The following is a 19,058-nucleotide window of genomic DNA, read 5'->3' on the forward strand; positions in this document are numbered from 1 at the left end:
TTACATCTACTAAATGAAAAAGGAATTAATTGCTATGAAAAAGTTTTAGAAAGCAGAGGTAAATCTTTTGATTTCTCTGTTTTATAAACAACACAATTAGTAAAGCATTAGGTGTTTCAGTTACTGTTTAACTCTCAGTAATTGTAAAGCCGGTGTAGATTAACTTTTTAAGTTGTTTTAAGTTGGTAAGTTAATCTGTAAAAGCACTTTGAAATATTCAGAGTGCTTTTTTTTGTGCTTATTTTGAAGCTTTTGTACTAAAAATAATACCTTTGTCGCTTATTATTTTATTCTTTAACCTTAAAAATTAGTATAGCATGCAACTGTACAATAACTTAAGTGCCAAAGAAAGAGCAGAACTTATTGCACAAGCGGGAAAAGAACGCTTAACCATCTCTTTCTACAAGTACGCTAAAATTAACAATACCGAAATTTTTAGAAACCACATGTTTCTCGCTTGGGATGAATTAGAAGTCTTAGGAAGAATCTACGTGGCCACTGAAGGAATTAATGCGCAACTTTCTGTACCTGCAGAAAACTTTGATGCTTTTAAGAAACATCTGGATACCATTTCGTTTTTAGAAAATGTAAGATTAAATATTGCTATAGAGCACGATAATTTTGCCTTTTTAAAACTAAAAGTTAAAGTGCGTAAAAAAATTGTAGCAGACGGATTAAATGATGCGTCTTTTGATGTGACTAATAAAGGTGTTCATGTTAATGCTAAAAAATTCAACGAGCTTATTGAAGACCCAAATACGGTTCTGGTAGATATGCGAAACCATTACGAAAGTGAAATTGGTCATTTTAAAAATGCCGTAACACCAGATGTAGATACTTTTAGAGAGTCTTTAGATTTAATTGAAGAAGATTTAAGAGCACACAAAGAAGACAAGAAGCTAGTGATGTATTGCACCGGAGGTATTAGATGTGAAAAAGCAAGTGCATATTATAAGCATAAGGGCTTTAAAAACGTATTTCAGCTTGAAGGTGGTATCATTAACTATGTTAGACAGATTGAGGCTGAAGGCTTAGAAAATAAATTCTTAGGTAAAAACTTTGTCTTCGACGAAAGACGATCAGAACGTATCAGTGATGATGTTATTGCCAATTGTCACCAATGTGGAAAACCAGCAGATATGCACACAAATTGTGCTAATGAAGCTTGTCATTTATTATTTATTCAGTGTGATGAATGCAAGGAAAAAATGGAAAATTGTTGTTCTTCAAACTGTATGGAAATAAATAGATTACCATACGAAGAGCAAAAAGCATTACGCAAAGGACAGGGCAATAGTAATGATATTTTTAAAAAAGGACGTGCAGATCATTTGCCATATAAAAAGGACTTGCGTAATATTTTTGATACCTTAGGCAAAACAATTTAAATGAACATTTACAAGCTATTACAACTTAACAGAAAAATTAAGAGCCATAGGATTAAGTTCTTTGGGCTTTTTCTGTTGCATAAACTTAATAAGCGGTATTTAGCCGTTAATTTAGATCCTGTAATGGCTTGTAATTTGCGTTGTAAAATGTGTTATTTTACGGATGAAGATTATGTAAAAACACTAAAAGGACAATTTAAAGATGAAGAATTAAATTTAGTAGCAAAAACTATTTTTAAACGTGCCTTAAAGCTTCAAATAGGTTGCGGTACTGAGCCTACATTGTATAAAAATCTTGTAAAAATTGTAGAATTAGGCAAGCAGTATAAAGTACCCTATATTTCTATAACGACAAATGCTAATTTATTAACTGAAGAAAAGATTGAAGCACTTTTAAAAGCAGGTTTAAATGAGTTTACAATTTCACTTCATGGCGTTACAAAAGAAAGCTACGAAGGCTTTATGAAAAAAGCTAATTATGAGAAATTTCATAATGCGTTTAATGTTTTTAAGAAGCTTAAAGAAACTTATGATTTTAAAGTTAGAATAAACTATACCTTTAATAAGGATAATTTTTACGAGCTTAGTGAGTTTTTTAACCATTTTGATGCCAAAAGCTTTGATATATTGCAAATTCGTCCAATTCAGAAAATTGGAAATACAGAATATAACGATTTTGATATCTCTTCGTTAGCTAATGATTACCCTGATCTTATACAAACAATAAGAGCAACTTGCGCAAGTAATAATATAACGCTTATGGCTCCTAATACAATTTCTAAATTAGATTCAGAAAACCAATCGAGTTTTATTTTTGATTATACATTTTGCTATGTATCACCAAACAAATTTTGGAAAGAAGGCTTTAATTGGAAAGAGGAAAGCTTTAATAAATACTCAAAACGAATTGGCTGGAGCAATACATTGTTTTCTAATATATTTAAGTCTAAAACACAGTTAAAATCGCTGTCTAATAAATTGAATTACGAAATAGAATTCACCTAGATGTCACACTTAATAATTGAAATTATTAATAATATGAACACTTAGCTTTTTAGTGTCATATAAGAATGACGTGCAGCAATAACAATTTGACTTTAGATAACTAGAGAAATAATCTTATCTTTACTCATTAATTATTTACGAATCCTATATCTAGATTTTTTTTATTTCTAGATTTAATATATAAAATTTTTATGGCTTGTAACAGTTGCTCAACTGGTAAAGATGGCCAACCAAAAGGATGCAAAAACAATGGGACTTGTGGCACAGATAGCTGCAATAAACTTACTGTTTTTGATTGGTTAGCTAATATGTCGCTTCCAAACGGACAAGACCCATTTATTGGTGTTGAAGTGCGTTTTAAAAACGGCAGAAAACACTATTATAAAAACACAGAAAACCTCACATTAAGCATTGGAGATATAGTGGCAACACAGGCAAAGTCTGGCCACGATATAGGTATGGTTACACTTACAGGAGAATTGGTAAGGGTACAAATGAAACGCAAAAAAGTAAGACTTGATGACACTGAAAATGTTTTAAAAATATACCGAAAAGCGTCACAAAAAGACATCGATATTTGGTCTGCAGCTAGAGACAGAGAGGAACCAATGAAGGTTAAAGCACGTCAATTTGCTATAGACTTAAAGCTGAAAATGAAAATTTCAGATATAGAATTTCAAGGAGATGGCAGCAAAGCAACCTTTTATTATACCGCTGAAGAGCGCGTAGATTTTAGAGAATTAATTAAGGTTTTTGCACGTGAGTTTAGAACACGTATTGAAATGAAGCAAGTTGGCTTTAGACAAGAAGCTGCACGATTAGGAGGTATTGGATCCTGTGGTAGAGAATTGTGCTGTTCTACATGGTTAACAGATTTTAGATCTGTTAGTACATCTGCAGCACGTTATCAGCAATTGTCTTTAAACCCTTTAAAGCTTGCCGGACAATGTGGAAAATTAAAATGTTGTCTTAATTATGAGTTAGATGCCTATTTAGATGCTTTAAAAGCTTTTCCTAAATCAGACACTAAATTATATACAGAAAAAGGAAATGCAGTTTGCCAAAAAACAGACATTTTTAAAGGATTAATGTGGTATGCCTATGAAGGAGAATGGATGAATTGGCATATTATTACTACAGATCAAGCGAACGAAATTATTGAAAAAAACAAAAGAAAAGAAAAAGTCGCAAGCCTTGAAGAATATGCGGTAGAGCACATTCAAGACACTAAAAATGAGTTTGAGAACGTTGTAGGTCAAGATAGTTTAACGCGTTTTGATAGTCCAAAACCGAATAAGAAACGTAAAAATAATAGGAACAACAGAAATAACAAGAATAGAAAGAGCAACAATAAGAGTAATAACAGTAAAAATAAAACTCAAAATCGAAGCCGTAATCAAAAACCAAAAGCCAAAACAAATACAAATGCGAAGAAAGACTAATGGATTATTTTTGGTTATAATCAGTTGTTTTTTATTGGCGAGTTGTGACTCAGAAGCTGTGTTTGACCAATATAAATCAGTTCCAAATCAATGGCATAAGGATTCTGTTGCTAGTTTTAATTTTAAAGCACCTGATACTTTAAAAAATTACAATTTGTTTGTTAATTTAAGAAATACAGATGCTTATAAATTTAGTAACTTATTTCTTATAGTAGAATTAAATTATCCAAACGGAAAAGCAGTAAAAGACACTTTAGAATATAAAATGGCAGCTCCAAATGGAGAATTGTTAGGAACAGGTTTTTCAGACTTAAAAGAGAATAAATTGTGGTTTAGAGGTTATAAAGAACCCTTTAGGTTTAATGAAGAAGGAGATTACACCGTAAATATTCAACATGCCATGAGACATAATGGCGATGTTAATGGAGTTAAAAATTTAGAAGGTATAACAGATATTGGTTTTAGAGTAGAACAGGCTCAAAAGTAGTAATTATGGCAAAAAAGAAAACAACGAAATCTAAACCAGAAACTTTAGATTTTTCAAAATATGTACGTTGGTTTTGGATGGTATTTTTAGGAGGTGTTTTAGCCTTTGTATTATTATTTCTATTCGCTTCTTGGGGATTTTTAGGTGAAATGCCAGATCACACCAAGTTAGAAAATCCTGAAACTAATTTAGCTTCGGAAATCATTTCTTCAGATGATAAAACATTAGGTAAATTCTATTTTAACGATAATAGAACGCCTGTAGATTTTAAAGAATTACCTCAAAATATTGTAGATGCTTTAATTGCGACTGAAGATGTGCGTCATTACGAACATTCAGGTATTGACGGCAGAGGTACACTAAGAGCTATTTATAAATTAGGAAGCGGAGGAGGAGCTAGTACAATCTCTCAACAATTAGCTAAGAATTTATTTACAAAACAAGTGTCTAGTAATATTATTGAACGTCTTTCTCAGAAAGTAAGAGAATGGATTATTGCTATTCGTTTAGAACGTCAATACACAAAAGAAGAAATTATAGCCCAATATCTTAACATTGTTGATTTCAATAACAATGCAGATGGTATACGTAGTGCCGCTAGAATATATTTTGGTAAAGAACCTAAAGATTTAGATATTAAGGAATCGGCTATGATTGTAGGAATGTTAAAAAATCCAACCTTATACAATCCTAGACCACATAGAAACCCTGTTGGGACTAGAAATAGACGTAATGTTGTTTTAGCTCAAATGAAAAAATATGGATTCATTACTGAAGACGTAAAAGATTCACTTCAAAAAACAGAGTTAGATTTAAATTATTCTCCAGAATCACATCGTGAAGGGATTGCTACTTATTTTAGAGAATACCTTAGAGGTTTCATGAAAGAATGGACAAGTGATAAAAAGAATAGAAAACCAGATGGTAGTAAATACGACTTATACACAGATGGTTTAAAAATCTATACAACAATAGATTCCCGAATGCAACAATATGCAGAAGATGCTATTGAGCAACACATGCCGAGATTACAAGCAGAATTTAACAATCAAAATACTCCAAAACGTAATAAAACAACACCGTTTCTAGGTTTAAGTACCTCAGAGGTTGATAAATTACTAAACGATCATATGAAACGTGGTGAGCGTTGGAGGGTGCTTAAAAGTCAGGGGAAATCTGAAAAAGAGATTAGAGCTTCGTTTCAAAAACCAATAGAAATGACGGTTTTTAAATGGGTAAATGGAAAAGCAAGCGAAGTAGATACGGTTATGAAACCTATAGATTCTATGCGTTATTATAAATCTTTTTTCCGTCCAGGTATGATGTCTATGGACCCATTGACAGGTCATGTAAAAGCTTGGGTAGGAGGTATGAATTATAAACACTTCCAATACGATATGGTAAAACAAGGAACAAGGCAAGTAGGTTCTACGTTTAAACCTTTTGTTTATGCCACAGCGATAGATCAATTACAATTTTCTCCTTGCGATTCATTTCCAAGAACTCCAATAACTATTGAAGCCAATAAATTTGGAAATCCAGAACCTTGGACGACTAAGAATTCTGATGGAAATTACTCAGGGAAACAAACCCTTAAAGATGCTTTGGCAAGTTCTACCAATACAGTAACAGCGCGTTTAATTAACGAAATTGGACCGCAACCAGTTGTAGAAATGGCAAAAAAATTAGGGGTTACTTCAGATATTTTACCTGTACCAGCAATTGCATTGGGTACGACAGAGATTAGTGTTTACGAGATGGTTGCTGCCTATTCTACATTTGCAAACAAAGGAGTATATAATAAACCTGTAATGGTAACACGCATTGAGGATAAAAACGGAACAGTACTTTATCAGTTTACGCCAGAAAGTAAGGATGTTCTAAGTGAAGAGGTTGCTTATGTAACTGTAAACTTAATGGAAGGAGTTACTCAAGCAGGATCTTCTGGAGGACGTCTAAGGTCTAAAGGTGTAGATAAATACAATACAATGTATAGAGAGATAATGACGGGTTATCCTTATGAATTAGACAATCCAATTGCAGGTAAAACAGGAACAACTCAAAATCAAAGTGATGGTTGGTTTATGGGTATGGTACCAAATTTAGTTACCGGAGTTTGGGTTGGAGCTGAAGATAGATCTGTACATTTTAGATCTATTACCTATGGTCAAGGTGCGTCTATGGCATTACCAATATGGGGTTTATATATGAAAGCTTGCTATGAAGATGAAACTTTAGATATTTCAAAAGATGAATTTGAAAAACCTTCAAATTTAACCATTAATATTGATTGTGATGTTAAAGGAGAAGGCGATCTTGGTGGCAACGAAGACCCAGAAGGGGTTATTGACTTTGATTTCTAATAATCTGCAATAGTCACACCCTTATTTTATGACTATATATTATAAAGTAAGAGCATAGTTTTGTATTTTTCAGAAGCAAAATTTCTTTATATATGATTAATAAAAAAGTGGACAATATTACAGAGGCGCTAAAAGGTGTTAGTGATAATATGACCTTTATGTTTGGCGGTTTTGGATTATCTGGAATTCCAGAAAATGCCATTGCAGAACTTGTAAAACGCAAAGTAAAAGGTTTAACCTGTATTTCTAATAATGCAGGAGTCGATGATTTTGGTTTAGGTTTATTACTACATCAAAAACAAATCAAAAAAATGATTTCCTCTTATGTAGGCGAAAATGATGAGTTTGAACGTCAAATGCTTTCAGGTGAGTTAGATGTTGAGTTAATACCTCAAGGAACATTAGCTGAGCGCGCTAGAGCAGCACAGGCAGGTTTTCCTGCGTTTTATACTCCAGCGGGTTACGGAACAGAAGTTGCAGAAGGTAAAGAAACAAGAGAGTTTGATGGTAAAATGTATGTGTTAGAGCATGCGTTTAAAGCCGATTTTGCTTTTATAAAAGCATGGAAAGGCGATGCTGCAGGAAACTTAATTTTTAAAGGAACAGCAAGAAATTTTAATCCAAACATGTGTGGAGCAGCTAAAATTACTGTTGTTGAGGTTGAAGAATTAGTTCCAGTAGGTGATTTAGATCCTAATCAAATACATATTCCTGGCATTTTTGTTCAACGTATTTTTCAAGGTGAGACATATGAAAAAAGAATAGAACAATTAACAGTTAGACAAAGAGCATAGTTATGTTAGATAAAAACGGAATAGCAAAACGAATTGCAAAGGAAGTAAAAGACGGTTACTATGTTAATTTAGGAATTGGGATTCCAACATTAGTAGCAAATTTTGTAAGAGACGATATTGATGTCGAATTTCAAAGTGAAAATGGTGTTTTAGGAATGGGACCTTTTCCTTTTGAAGGAGATGAAGATGCAGATATTATTAATGCAGGAAAACAGACTATAACGACTTTGCCTGGAGCTTCATTTTTTGATTCAGCAACAAGTTTTGCGATGATTAGAGGTCAACATGTTGATTTAACAATACTTGGATCGATGGAAGTGTCAGAAAAAGGAGATATAGCTAATTGGAAAATTCCAGGTAAAATGGTTAAAGGTATGGGAGGTGCTATGGATTTAGTTGCTAGCGCAGAAAATATTATCGTTGCCATGATGCATACTAATAGAGCAGGTGAATCTAAGTTACTGAAAGAGTGTTCTTTACCTTTAACTGGAGTTGCCTGTGTAAAGAAAATAGTAACAAACTTGGCTGTTATAGAAGTAACACCAAAAGGATTTAAACTTTTAGAACGCGCACCTGGTGTTTCTGTAGAAGAGATAAAAAAAGCAACAGAAGGAGAATTGATTATTGAAGGTGATATTCCCGAAATGGAATTATAAAAATAGCTTACATAATAAATTTAAAACCGCTAATGTATAGCGGTTTTTTTGTGCGAAAAATAACAATAAAATATGTTAAATGTTAAAATTAAGTGTATTTCAACGATTAATTATGTGTTTTAGCTGATTTAATAAAAATAAATTACATATTGCAGTCCCAAACAAAATGAATTAAATTAACCTGATTTACCATAAACTTAATTTACCTTTTTGCCCCAAATCTACCATGAATTACTGCTTATGAAATCAAAACCAAATCTACCAGAACCTACTTTAAATGAAAACGATGAGTTTTCAGTATTAGAAAACACTTTTGAGTTAGTGTCAAATGTTTTTAAATTAGCAAAAAAAGTATTCATGCTATAATCCTTTTGGAATAGCATGAATTAACTTTTTTGTGTAAGCTTTTTTTGGTGAAGCGTAAATTATATCTGCATCACCAATTTCTTCAATTTTTCCTTTATTCATTACTAATAGTTGATCTGACATATATTTTACAACCGCCAAATCGTGCGAAATAAATATATAAGTAAATCCAAATTGCTCTTTTAAATCATTCAGCAAGTTTAAAACTTGTGCTTGTACAGAAATGTCTAAAGCAGAAACAGACTCGTCACAAACTATAAGCTGAGGTTCTAATGCAATAGTTCTAGCAATACCTACACGTTGGCGTTGTCCACCAGAAAACTCATGAGGATAGCGATCAAAAGCAGTGGCATCTAACCCTACTTTGTTTAAAATGTCAATTACCTTTTCTTTACGTGCTTCATGGGAAATTCCAATATTATGAACCGTCATAGGTTCTAAAATAGCGTTACCAACAGTTAAACGAGGGTTTAAAGAGGCAAAGGGATCCTGAAATATAATCTGAATATCTTTTCGCAAGGCTCGCATTTCAGAAGTCCTTAAATTAGTGATATCCTTGCCTTTGTATAAAATTCTTCCAGCTGTGGCTTTGTCTAATTGTAGTATGGCATTTCCTAAAGTAGATTTTCCACAACCAGATTCTCCAACTAAGCCTAAGGTTTCACCTGTATATACCTTAAAGCTTACGCCATCAACAGCGTTAAACGGTTGGTTTTTAGAAAACCATCCTGTTTTTGAGAGGTACGTTTTTTCTACGTCAATGACTTCCAATAGCGGTTGTTGTGCATATAGCTTTTTATGATTTTTTATGCGATCTGCTTCAGAAATAATAGTAGTATTCACATTATCTGTCATAAAATCAGAAATGGTAGGTAGTTGTTTTAACCTAAAATCTGTTGAAGGTCTTGCTGCAATTAATGCTTTTGTATAAGTGTGTTTTGGTAAATGAAAAATGTCTTTAGTCGTTCCTTGTTCTACAATTTGGCCTTGATACATCACTAAAACACGATCTGCCAATTCAGAAACCAAGGATAAATCATGCGAAATAAATAAGACACTCATTTCTGTTTCTGTTTGGATGTCTTTTAAAAGCTCTAAAATCTCTTTTTGAACGGTTACATCTAATGCTGTTGTTGGTTCGTCTGCAATGAGTAATTTAGGTTTACAGGCAATAGCCATAGCAATCATGACGCGTTGTTTTTGTCCACCAGAAATTTCATGTGGATAAGCCTTTAAAATTCGCTCTGGATTGGGAAGTTTTACTTTTTCAAAGAGGTTTATAACTTCAGATGTTAGTTCTGTAGCTGATAATTTAAAGTGTTGTTTTAAGATTTCTTCAACTTGTTTCCCGCAACGCATCGATGGATTTAAAGAACTCATAGGTTCTTGAAAAATCATCGCAATGTCTTTTCCTCTTAGGGCTTGAAATTCTTTTTCAGGCAAACCAACGAGATCTTTATCCTTAAATAAGATAGAGCCAGAGGTAATTTTGGAAATCTGTTTGGGTAATAAACCTATTAGAGCTAATGACGAAATGGACTTGCCAGAACCAGATTCTCCAACAACAGCTACAATTTCATTTGCTTTTATATCAAATGAAATGTTTTTTATAATTTGTTTTTCAACCTTGTCTTTATAAAAAGAAATATGTAGTTGTTTAACGCTAATTAAATTTGCCATAAATAAAGTTTCAATCTAATGCGCTAAATTACACATGTTTTATTTCATTATCGTGAAGTAATTCGTCTCCTCGCAATCTTAAGAAAATTTGAGCTACAGCAATGGTGTCTTTTTCACAATAAATGATAATACGATCTATTTCTTTCTCTTTATAATAGACACGATATACTTCACTACCATCTATGTCATCTTTTGGTGAAGGAATGCCTAAAACGTTGGTTAATAGTTTTAAAGAGGTATAGGTTTTATAATCTCCAAATTTCCATAATTCTAACGTATCGAGATGTGGTACTTCCCATGGTTTTTTACCGAAAAGATTCAATTTGTATGGTAATTCTATGTTGTGGATAATCATACGTCTTGCAATGTATGGAAAGTCAAATTCCTTACCGTTATGGGCACAAAGTAAATGTTTATTAGAACTGAAATGTGAAATCAGTAAATTTTTAAAATCCTTTAAAATCTTGACTTCATCACCGTAAAACGATGTGACTCTAAAGCTTCGAGATTCGCCTTGCATTTTAAAATGGCCGACCGAAATACACACAATTTTACCAAATTCGGCCCAAATACCAGCTCTGTCATAGAATTCTTCCGCCGTAAACTCGTCTTTACGTTGGTAACGCGATTTAGCATCCCAAAGGTCTTGTTTTGTTTTGTCTAAATCAGTGAAGTTTTCTGTTTCAGGAACGGTTTCTATGTCTAAAAATAGAATGTGTTCTAAGTTGAGTTTTGAAATCATAGCTGTTAATTTTCTAAATCTCAAAAGATTTAAAAAGCTTTAGAGATTTTAATTCTAAAAATCTATTTCTTCATCATCGCATAAGCTTCATCAATATAAACATAAAAATCCGAAGGGAAAAAATTAACTTTTTCGGGACTCCTATGGTGTCCTAGTCTGATAATGATGACGTTATCTTCAGGAATTGTAATTACATATTGCCCTAAAATACCAATCATTGCAAAGGTGTGTTTGTTATTATAATCACTAACCCAAAAGCCATAACCATAAGGCTGACCTTTAAACCTAGATTGGGTTGACTTGGCAACAAAAGTAGAATCAAGGAGCTGTTTGCCATTCCATTTTCCATGGTCTTTATAAAGCTTTCCAAAACGCGCAAAATCGCGAGCATTACTAGAGATACAGCAAAAGGCTTTTGCTAGTTTATTTTCATCATCATCTAATTGCCATAACGCATCGTTTTCGGCTCCTAAAGGTTGCCAAAAACTTTCAGAGAGATAGTCTGCTAATTGTTTTCCGGTGGCTTCTTTAATGACCATACCTAGTAATTGAGTGCTGCCACTTAAATATTCAAATTCTTTACCAGGTGTTTTTACGACTTTCTGATTTAAAATAGTTTCAGCCAAATCATCATCATAATTTGCTCTTGCTGTAATAGAAAATGGACTTGTATAAGATTCTACCCAATCTAAACCAGAAGACATAGACGATAAGTCTCCAACTGTAGTTTTTGTATCTTTAAATTGCGGATAAAAATCACTAATGGGTTGATCTAAATTTTTTATATAACCCTCCATAATAGCCTTACCAAGTAATGCTGAGGTGATGCTTTTGGCCATTGAAAAAGAATTGGTTTTAGAGTCTTTACTGTAACCTTCTGCATACTGTTCGTAAAAAATGCTATCATTTTTTATAATTAAATATGCAATTGTACCGTACTTATCATTTATGGCTGTTAACTCGTCTGTAGCTGTCACAGCATTGTAATTTTTGTGTAAGGGCCAAGCATCAGTTTGGGGGCCTTTCTTAATTGTATCATTTTCAAAATAAGGGTAATCGTCAATAAAGGCTGTAGAATGACCAGTAAAATAGACGACGCGAACTCCTTTTAAAATATAATCATAATCAAAAATATAAGCAGCAATAACGAGTGCGACAACAATTCCGATAAGCCATTTTAGTAGTTTTTTAATGAATTTCATGTGTTCTTACTTATTGGTTTTTACTTGTCATAGGCTATGTGCTATGTATGACTTGGTTGTTTGATACGTTTGTAGAACGCTTGTTTTGTAAAAGCGGATTAAAAAAATAAATATAGTAAAATTCTGACTAAAAAAGGGACTGTTGTTTGTGCTCGCTTTCGTGATTAAGCAACCATTGTTTTCTGTGTAATCCACCAGCGTAACCTGTTAAACTTCCGTCACTTCCAATGACTCTGTGGCAAGGTATAATAATCCAAAGTGGATTTTTGCTGTTGGCACTTGCGACTGCTCTTATAGCTTTTATATCTCCTAATTGTTTAGATAATTGTAAATACGACATGGTTTTGCCAAATGGAATGGTTTCAAGAGCTCTCCATACTTTTTTCTGAAACGCAGTACCTTCAGGGTTTAATTTTAAGTCGAAAGTTTTTCGGGTTTCGTTGAAGTATGCTTTAAGCTGAATTACACCATCTAATAAGGGTTCAGGAATAGTGTCAGATAGTTGTTCTTGTGTGTCTAAAATTGAAACAGAGGTTAAACCATTTTCATTTCCGCTAATTTTGGCATGTCCAAGTGGAGTGTCAATATAGCAGATTTGTAGAGGTAGCTGTTCCAAAAGAAGGTTTAGTTTTCTGGATTATCATTATCAATGATACCCAATCGTTTTGCTCTAGATTCCCAGCTTCGTCTTGCTAAAAGTTGTAAGTCGGATACATTATCGCTTTCATCCATAATTTCTAAGCCAAGTAATGTTTCAATAACATCTTCCATAGTTACTAAACCACTTACCGAACCGTATTCATCTACAACTAAGGCTAGGTGGTTTCTACTTTCTACCAACTGTTCAAATAAAGTTGGAATAGGTAAACTACGATTTACAATAATAATACTTCGTTTAATATCAGATAATAATTTTGAACCATTACCTAGTGCCATTTCTTTAAAAACTTCAGCTTTTAAAACCAAACCTGTAATATTATCTGCATCATTAGTAAATACAGGAATTCTTGAAAATCTAACATTAGAGTTTGCATTAAAAAAGGCTTCAATAGTCATGCTTTCGTCTTCCGTTTTCATTACTGTACGAGGTGTCATAACATCTTTAGCTTGTACCTCTTTAAAGCTCAATAAGTTTTTAATGACTTTACTTTCGTTTTCTTCAAAAACACCTTCTTCTTGTGCAATCTCTGCCATAGCAGCAAAACTCTCTCTGCTTAAAACACTACCATGACCTTTACCGCCAATTAATTTTGTAGTGAGTTGAAGTACCCATAAAATACCAGTGTATTTTAATGGAAATATTAAAATGTTTAAAGCTTTTGATGTAAAGTTTGCTAATTGTCTCCAAAATGTGGCTCCAATGGTTTTAGGAATAATTTCTGAAGCGACTAAAATAAGAATAGTCATTATTGTAGAAACAACAGCAACCATAATGTCCTCAGTGAATTCGAATCCTAAAATGCTTCGTTTAGTAGAGCCATAAAGCTCAACATAAGCCACTTTTGCTTGCACACCAACTAAAATTGCGCCAACAGTGTGGGCAATGGTATTTAGTGTAAGTATAGCGATGAGTGGACGATCGACATCTTTTTTTAATTCTTCTAATTCTGTAGCATAAGTTTTTCCTTCTTTCTTTTTTATATTAATAAAAGTAGGAGTAATGCTTAAAAGTACAGCCTCTAAAATAGAGCATAAAAATGAAAAAAAGATAGAGATGACAGCGTAAAAAATGAGTAAGCCCATTAATGTTTTGTAGTTTTTATAAATACAAAGTTACGAAATGAATACTAATTACAACCTAGCTATTTTTTTAGTTATTACTAAGTTATAAGGAATACGAAATAAAAAGGGATATTAAAACATTTTGTAAATTAGACCTATGAGAACTATTATATTAATATTTGTTTTGTTAGGGTACTATAGTTTGTCTGCACAAATAAAAGGAAAGGTAACCTATCGTCTAGAGACTATAAAAGATAGTGTAGAAGAGCCGTTTCAAAATCGTAAAAATACAGAGGCCAAAAATGAAGCCTTATTGATGATGAAAGAATCTCAACCGGTTGAAGGCTATTTAGTGTTTAATGATAGTATCGCTATTTATAATGTGGAGCCAAAGATTGATATTCCGGGATGGAATAACAGTGGTGACGGACTTAGCATAACCCTAAGTAATATAAACCTTACTTGGTTTATGGCTGGAGGGAGTTCTATATATTACAATGACAGGAGTCGTAATTATAGCATTACTCAAAATACTATAATGGGGCCTACAAAAAGAGTAATTCAAAAACCAAAAGACTGGGTAATTACTAAAGAGACCAAACAAATAGACGGCTATACATGTTATTTGGCAACTATAGAGAAACGCAATAATAAAAAAGTAAAGGCGTGGTTTGCTCCTGAGATTCCGGTTAAACATGGTCCAAGAGGTTTTAACGGTTTGCCTGGCTTAATCCTAGAAATAGAAGATGTAGCGCTGTTATGGACTGTAATGATGTAGCGCTGTTATGGACTGTAATTAAAATTGATATTGACCACCCTGAAGCGGATGATATAATTGAGCCTACAGAAGGCGAACTGTTAACTCAAGAAGAATTTATTAGGTTTAGCGGTAATCCTTTTGGAGATAATTAAAGAACAATTAAAATGATATAGAAAGTAAAAAGTTAACTTTCTAAAATAATACGTGTATTTGGCACACCATATTGCGATATACGTTCCAATAAGGTTATTAAATCTTTGTTGCTTTTAAAATAAGCCAAAATGCAAAGACTGTCTTCACCTGTAATGCGATCACATCGTTGTACTTCGTCTAAGTATTTAATTTGATTGTAGGCTGTTCTTATAGTACTAGATTGATGGATTTTTAGATTGATATAAGCTTTAACATTCACTCCAAGTTTTTCATGATTAAGATGAAGCGAATAGCCTAAGATAATACCTTTTTCTTCCAATTGTTTGACGCGTTTTCCAACAGCAGGCGCAGATAAATCTACAGATTTTCCGATAGTTGCAAAGGACTCACGTGCGTTTACACTGAGCATTTTTATGATTTTTTCGTCAATGTCGTCCATTTTTAGTTTCGAAATCAATTTATTGGTTATTCGATTGATTCGAAACTAAAAATAGTAAAATTAATTTGATTAGTGTTTGATATTTATTAATCGTTAAGTAGTTTAACCACATCTTTAGCGAAATAGGAAGCAATAATATCAGCGCCAGCACGCTTAAAAGCCATCGTGGTTTCTAGCATTACCTGGTCATGATTTAACCAGCCTTTTTCTGCTGCTGCTTTTATCATGGCGTATTCGCCTGAGACTTGATAAACTGCCACAGGCACATTGACTTCATTTTTAATATCTCTTAAAATATCAAGATATGAAAGGCCTGGTTTAACCATAACAATATCGGCACCTTCCTCAATATCTATTAGAGTTTCTCTAACCGCTTCTATTCGGTTACCAAAATCCATTTGGTAGGTTTTTTTGTCTTTTGGTACATCCACTAAATCCACAGGTGCAGAATCAAGAGCATCGCGAAAAGGACCATAAAACGAAGACGCGTATTTTGCAGTATAAGCCATAATACCAGTGTTTTTATAGCCTTCTTGTTCTAATAATTGGCGAATTTGTAACGTTCTTCCATCGTTCATATCGCTAGGTGCTACAAAATCAGAACCCGCTTGAGCGTGTGTTAAGGCCATTTTTGCTAGCACTTCGGCCGATTCGTCATTAATAATCATCCCGTTTTGTACAATACCATCATGACCAACAGAAGAATAAGGGTCTAGGGCAACATCTGTCATCACTATCATATCCGGACAAGCATTTTTTACCGTTTTAATAGCACGTTGCATCAATCCATTTGGGTTTAATGCCTCTGTACCTTTATTATCTTTTAAATTATCCGGAACTTTTACAAAGAGTAACACCGCTTTTAAACCTAAGTTCCATAATTCTTTGACTTCACCTTCAAGTAAATCTAAACTGTACCTAAAATAATTGGGCATAGACGGAATTTCATCTTTTACGCCCTTGCCTTCAACCACAAAAAGTGGTACTAAAAAATCATTTGGTGTAATGTAGTTTTCTCTAACTAAACTTCTAATAGCCGCGTTAGTTCTTAGTCTTCTATTTCTTCGTAATGGAAACATGATTATATCTTTTAGACCTGTCAGGTTTTAGAAACCGGACAGGTTTTAATGTATGAGGATTATGATTACTTTTATCACCACAAAGTTAACTAATAAAACCCATTTCTGAGTGCTCAAATCCCTAGATGATTTAGAATTTATTTTTCCTTGGAGAAGCTATCAAGCTGAACTTTTAAAGCATTTTAATAGTCATATTGCAGACAATCATTTTCACGTGATTGCACCTCCTGGTTCAGGGAAAACCATCTTAGGATTAGAAATCGTTAGAAAATTAGGAAAGAAAACACTTGTCCTTGCTCCAACATTGACCATAAGAAACCAATGGGAAGACCGCTTACAAAACTTTTTTACCGAGAATTGTGATTTTGAAGCCTATTCATTCGATATTAAAGCGCCAAGCGATATCACGTTTTCTACCTATCAATCACTTCATGCGTTTTATAAAACGTTTGAAGATAAAAACGACTACTACCAATTCTTTAAAACCCATCACATTGAAACTTTAGTTTTAGACGAAGCGCATCACTTAAAAAATGCTTGGTGGAAATGTTTAATGGATTTAAAACAGAATTCTGAATTTTACGTTGTGGCGCTCACAGCAACACCACCTTACGATAGCAGTAGAGCAGAGGTATCTAAATATTTTACGCTTTGTGGCGAGGTGGATGATGAGATAGCGGTTCCAGATTTGGTGCGCGAAGGCGATTTAAGTCCGCATCAAGATTTTGTATACTTCTCAAAACCTGAAGATTTAGAGATAAATTTTATTGTTGATTTTAGACGCGATATTGCCGATTTTAAAGATGAATTATTAAAGGATGAGGTGTTCATTAACTTTCTAATTGAACATCGTTTTTATAAAAATCCGAATTGGCATTTGGATGAACTCTATTCAAATACGGAATACTTTTCGGCCATTCTCATATTTTTATATGCTTGTGGCTTTGAAATTGATCATCAAAAATTAGAAGTTTTAGGTTTTGAAAAACAAGAACTGATTCAGTTTCCTAAGCTCGATTTGCATTGGCTTGGTATTTTGTTTCAGAATATATTAGTTTCAGACAGAGAACAATTAATTGAGCAAGAAAAGTACATTTCAACTTTAGAAAAACAACTAAGACGACTTCATGTTTTTGAACGAAATTCAGTCGATTTTATTGGAGAACAACTGCTTTACAAATCCTTATCTAACAGTCCAAGTAAATTAAAAAGCATCGTTAGTATTGTTAAGGCAGAACGCGAAAGCTTAAAACGAGATTTAAGATGCGTGATTCTAACAGATTACATTCGAAAAGAATTTTTAAATATTAAAACTGAAGAAATAGAAGACATCGATAAAATTGGTGTGCTTCCTATTTTTCAATATGTTCGTTATTATTGTAATAGGCCTGAAGAATTAGCGGTGCTTTCCGGCAGTATTGTTATTATTCATCAATCCATTTTAAGGCATTTTGAAACGATTGCTTCTTTAGATGATTTTTCCTTTTCGTCCTTACAAATAGATGAATCCTTTTTATTGGTAACTTCAAAAGGAAAACCGAAAAATTCTATCGTTAGCATTCTCACCCAACTTTTTGAAGCAGGTTATATTAGAGTTTTAGTCGGTACAAAATCCTTATTAGGCGAAGGTTGGGATGCGCCATCTATTAACAGTTTAATTCTAGCGTCTTTTATAGGATCTTTTGTGTCTTCTAATCAAATGCGAGGAAGAGCAATCAGAAAAGATGCCAATGCACCCAACAAAACCGGAAACATTTGGCATTTGGCCTGCGTGGACCCAACAGATTTAGATGGCGGAAGAGAAGTAGATACTTTAAAGCGACGCTTTGAAGCTTTTGTAGGTGTAACCAACAGTACGATTCCTTTTATTTCCAATGGTTTTGAACGTTTAAATATTCCTGATGAGATTCCGGTGGAACAGATTGATACTTTAAATGAATCGACCTTAAATGTTGCAACCAAACGTATATTAACGACTGAAAAATGGAATAATGCCATCGGAAAAGGCACAAAGCTAACCAAGGAAGTCAAGGTTTTACATCAAGGCAAACGCCCTTATAAACGCCAACAGCAAATCTATTATTTTGATGTGCTTCGCTTTTTTATAGTCGAATTGTTATTTACCATGATGCTGTTTTATGTGGAGTTTGTTGCTCAAAGTTTTCATCTCATCTTACAGCGTGGTGTTTTTTATTTTATATATGCGCTTTTAGCGGCCTTTATAGGTGTGTTTGGCTATAAACTTTATAAGACCTTAAAATTATATCTACGTCATGGTTACCTCTATAAAAAGATTGGCAAAATGGGATTAGCCATTCTCGATACTTTGGATGACTTGGGTTATATCACTTCGGGTAGAGCTAGTATAAACATGAATTCTTATGTATTAGGAAAAGGCGATGTGGTTTGTAATTTGGTTGGTGCTAATGCGCTTGAAAATTCGCTATTCGCAAAAGCGTTGACTGAGCTTTTAGAACCTATAGAATCGCCAAGATATTTAATTGTAAAGACGAATTTTTTCAGAAAGCGATTAGATGTTGAAAATTTCTATCCAGTTCCGGAATTGTTTGGCGATAAAAAAGAAAATGCCTTAGTGTTTCAAAAACATTGGAAACATTATTTAGGGCAAAGCAAATTGATTTTTACACGAAGCGTGGAAGGCCGAAAATTACTTTTAAAAGCACGATTGTTTCATGTGTATAATGCTTTTAAGGAAGTGACCAAAGAGGTTATGGTTTGGAAGTGATAAGTTAGACCTGCAAGGTTTTTAAAACCTGCTA

18 protein-coding genes are annotated in these 19,058 nt (G+C 33.4%); 11 read left to right on the top strand and 7 right to left on the bottom strand.

What is annotated here, in order from left to right; genetic code table 11:
• Positions 1 to 317 precede the first annotated feature (317 nt).
• The 8 genes from trhO to VDP25_RS08610 all read left to right on the top strand — a co-directional run bounded on the left by trhO (position 318) and on the right by VDP25_RS08610 (position 8,501).
• Positions 318 to 1,388 carry an oxygen-dependent tRNA uridine(34) hydroxylase TrhO gene (gene trhO, locus VDP25_RS08575; protein WP_334468754.1) on the top strand — a complete coding sequence of 357 codons (1,071 nt, stop codon included), beginning with the start codon at positions 318 to 320 and terminating at the stop codon, positions 1,386 to 1,388.
• Positions 1,389 to 2,393, top strand: a complete 1,005-nt coding sequence (locus VDP25_RS08580) for a radical SAM protein (protein ID WP_215926525.1) — start codon at positions 1,389 to 1,391, stop codon at positions 2,391 to 2,393. It begins immediately after the preceding gene.
• Positions 2,394 to 2,584: 191 nt separating this feature from the next.
• Positions 2,585 to 3,835 (top strand): PSP1 domain-containing protein, encoded by a 1,251-nt coding sequence (locus VDP25_RS08585; RefSeq protein WP_334468758.1) that lies wholly within the window; start codon positions 2,585 to 2,587, stop codon positions 3,833 to 3,835.
• The gene (locus VDP25_RS08590; protein ID WP_215926529.1) at positions 3,819 to 4,322 is read left to right on the top strand and encodes a gliding motility lipoprotein GldH; all 504 of its coding nucleotides are present in this window, start codon (positions 3,819 to 3,821) and stop codon (positions 4,320 to 4,322) included. Before VDP25_RS08585 ends, VDP25_RS08590 begins: the two co-directional genes overlap by 17 nt.
• A gap of 5 nt (positions 4,323 to 4,327) precedes the next feature.
• Complete coding sequence (locus VDP25_RS08595) at positions 4,328 to 6,685, top strand: penicillin-binding protein 1A (RefSeq protein WP_334468761.1); 2,358 nt, start codon at positions 4,328 to 4,330, stop codon at positions 6,683 to 6,685.
• Between the two features lie 92 nt (positions 6,686 to 6,777).
• Entirely contained in the window at positions 6,778 to 7,479 is a 702-nt protein-coding gene (locus tag VDP25_RS08600) for a CoA transferase subunit A (protein WP_215926534.1), read from the top strand.
• A 2-nt stretch (positions 7,480 to 7,481) separates the two neighbouring features.
• Complete coding sequence (locus VDP25_RS08605; protein ID WP_215926536.1) at positions 7,482 to 8,135, top strand: CoA transferase subunit B; 654 nt, start codon at positions 7,482 to 7,484, stop codon at positions 8,133 to 8,135.
• Positions 8,136 to 8,375: 240 nt separating this feature from the next.
• Entirely contained in the window at positions 8,376 to 8,501 is a 126-nt protein-coding gene (locus tag VDP25_RS08610; RefSeq protein ID WP_289846248.1) for a hypothetical protein, read from the top strand.
• Here the strand turns inward: VDP25_RS08610 and VDP25_RS08615 are convergent.
• The 5 genes from VDP25_RS08615 to VDP25_RS08635 all read right to left on the bottom strand — a co-directional run bounded on the left by VDP25_RS08615 (position 8,496) and on the right by VDP25_RS08635 (position 13,868).
• The gene (locus VDP25_RS08615) at positions 8,496 to 10,181 is read right to left on the bottom strand and encodes an ABC transporter ATP-binding protein (RefSeq protein WP_334468763.1); all 1,686 of its coding nucleotides are present in this window, start codon (positions 10,179 to 10,181) and stop codon (positions 8,496 to 8,498) included. The two genes, VDP25_RS08610 and VDP25_RS08615, sit on opposite strands and share 6 nt — an antisense overlap.
• Positions 10,182 to 10,209: 28 nt before the next feature.
• A complete protein-coding gene (locus VDP25_RS08620; protein ID WP_334468765.1) occupies positions 10,210 to 10,923 on the bottom strand; it encodes a 3'-5' exonuclease in 714 nt (237 codons plus the stop codon).
• A gap of 62 nt (positions 10,924 to 10,985) precedes the next feature.
• Positions 10,986 to 12,125 carry a serine hydrolase domain-containing protein gene (locus tag VDP25_RS08625; RefSeq protein WP_334468767.1) on the bottom strand — a complete coding sequence of 380 codons (1,140 nt, stop codon included), beginning with the start codon at positions 12,123 to 12,125 and terminating at the stop codon, positions 10,986 to 10,988.
• Between the two features lie 127 nt (positions 12,126 to 12,252).
• Positions 12,253 to 12,741, bottom strand: a complete 489-nt coding sequence (locus tag VDP25_RS08630) for a methylated-DNA--[protein]-cysteine S-methyltransferase (RefSeq protein WP_334468769.1) — start codon at positions 12,739 to 12,741, stop codon at positions 12,253 to 12,255.
• Positions 12,742 to 12,749: 8 nt separating this feature from the next.
• The gene (locus tag VDP25_RS08635) at positions 12,750 to 13,868 is read right to left on the bottom strand and encodes a CNNM domain-containing protein (RefSeq protein ID WP_215926548.1); all 1,119 of its coding nucleotides are present in this window, start codon (positions 13,866 to 13,868) and stop codon (positions 12,750 to 12,752) included.
• Between the two features lie 136 nt (positions 13,869 to 14,004).
• Between VDP25_RS08635 and VDP25_RS08640 the strand changes: the two genes are divergently transcribed.
• Both VDP25_RS08640 and VDP25_RS08645 read left to right on the top strand, forming a co-directional pair.
• Positions 14,005 to 14,625 carry a GLPGLI family protein gene (locus VDP25_RS08640; protein ID WP_334468772.1) on the top strand — a complete coding sequence of 207 codons (621 nt, stop codon included), beginning with the start codon at positions 14,005 to 14,007 and terminating at the stop codon, positions 14,623 to 14,625.
• Positions 14,607 to 14,759, top strand: coding sequence for a hypothetical protein (locus tag VDP25_RS08645; protein ID WP_334468774.1), 153 nt, complete (start codon positions 14,607 to 14,609; stop codon positions 14,757 to 14,759). Before VDP25_RS08640 ends, VDP25_RS08645 begins: the two co-directional genes overlap by 19 nt.
• Positions 14,760 to 14,791: 32 nt before the next feature.
• Here VDP25_RS08645 and VDP25_RS08650 read toward each other — a convergent pair whose 3' ends face one another.
• Together VDP25_RS08650 and hemB are read right to left on the bottom strand one after the other, a co-directional pair.
• The gene (locus VDP25_RS08650) at positions 14,792 to 15,199 is read right to left on the bottom strand and encodes an Lrp/AsnC family transcriptional regulator (protein ID WP_334468775.1); all 408 of its coding nucleotides are present in this window, start codon (positions 15,197 to 15,199) and stop codon (positions 14,792 to 14,794) included.
• Between the two features lie 86 nt (positions 15,200 to 15,285).
• Positions 15,286 to 16,278: a porphobilinogen synthase gene (gene hemB, locus VDP25_RS08655; protein WP_334468776.1), complete on the bottom strand. Its 993-nt coding sequence runs from the start codon at positions 16,276 to 16,278 to the stop codon at positions 15,286 to 15,288.
• Positions 16,279 to 16,387: 109 nt separating this feature from the next.
• On the opposite strand from hemB, the gene VDP25_RS08660 reads away from it, so the two are divergent.
• Positions 16,388 to 19,024 carry a DEAD/DEAH box helicase family protein gene (locus VDP25_RS08660; protein ID WP_334468777.1) on the top strand — a complete coding sequence of 879 codons (2,637 nt, stop codon included), beginning with the start codon at positions 16,388 to 16,390 and terminating at the stop codon, positions 19,022 to 19,024.
• The last annotated feature ends 34 nt before the right edge of the window (positions 19,025 to 19,058 follow it).

It is taken from the genome of Winogradskyella sp. ECml5-4 (assembly GCF_036903175.1).
GTDB classification, from domain to species: Bacteria; Bacteroidota; Bacteroidia; order Flavobacteriales; family Flavobacteriaceae; genus Winogradskyella; species Winogradskyella damuponensis.

Bases quoted from the DNA above. Each gene is read 5' to 3' on its own strand.
- trhO (WP_334468754.1), top strand. From the start codon at position 318: ATGCAACTGTACAATAACTTAAGTGCCAAAGAAAGAGCAGAACTTATT.
- VDP25_RS08580 (WP_215926525.1), top strand. From the start codon at position 1,389: ATGAACATTTACAAGCTATTACAACTTAACAGAAAAATTAAGAGCCAT.
- VDP25_RS08585 (WP_334468758.1), top strand. From the start codon at position 2,585: ATGGCTTGTAACAGTTGCTCAACTGGTAAAGATGGCCAACCAAAAGGA.
- VDP25_RS08590 (WP_215926529.1), top strand. From the start codon at position 3,819: ATGCGAAGAAAGACTAATGGATTATTTTTGGTTATAATCAGTTGTTTT.
- VDP25_RS08595 (WP_334468761.1), top strand. From the start codon at position 4,328: ATGGCAAAAAAGAAAACAACGAAATCTAAACCAGAAACTTTAGATTTT.
- VDP25_RS08600 (WP_215926534.1), top strand. From the start codon at position 6,778: ATGATTAATAAAAAAGTGGACAATATTACAGAGGCGCTAAAAGGTGTT.
- VDP25_RS08605 (WP_215926536.1), top strand. From the start codon at position 7,482: ATGTTAGATAAAAACGGAATAGCAAAACGAATTGCAAAGGAAGTAAAA.
- VDP25_RS08610 (WP_289846248.1), top strand. From the start codon at position 8,376: ATGAAATCAAAACCAAATCTACCAGAACCTACTTTAAATGAAAACGAT.
- VDP25_RS08615 (WP_334468763.1), bottom strand. From the start codon at position 10,181: ATGGCAAATTTAATTAGCGTTAAACAACTACATATTTCTTTTTATAAA.
- VDP25_RS08620 (WP_334468765.1), bottom strand. From the start codon at position 10,923: ATGATTTCAAAACTCAACTTAGAACACATTCTATTTTTAGACATAGAA.
- VDP25_RS08625 (WP_334468767.1), bottom strand. From the start codon at position 12,125: ATGAAATTCATTAAAAAACTACTAAAATGGCTTATCGGAATTGTTGTC.
- VDP25_RS08635 (WP_215926548.1), bottom strand. From the start codon at position 13,868: ATGGGCTTACTCATTTTTTACGCTGTCATCTCTATCTTTTTTTCATTT.
- VDP25_RS08640 (WP_334468772.1), top strand. From the start codon at position 14,005: ATGAGAACTATTATATTAATATTTGTTTTGTTAGGGTACTATAGTTTG.
- VDP25_RS08645 (WP_334468774.1), top strand. From the start codon at position 14,607: ATGGACTGTAATGATGTAGCGCTGTTATGGACTGTAATTAAAATTGAT.
- VDP25_RS08650 (WP_334468775.1), bottom strand. From the start codon at position 15,199: ATGGACGACATTGACGAAAAAATCATAAAAATGCTCAGTGTAAACGCA.
- hemB (WP_334468776.1), bottom strand. From the start codon at position 16,278: ATGTTTCCATTACGAAGAAATAGAAGACTAAGAACTAACGCGGCTATT.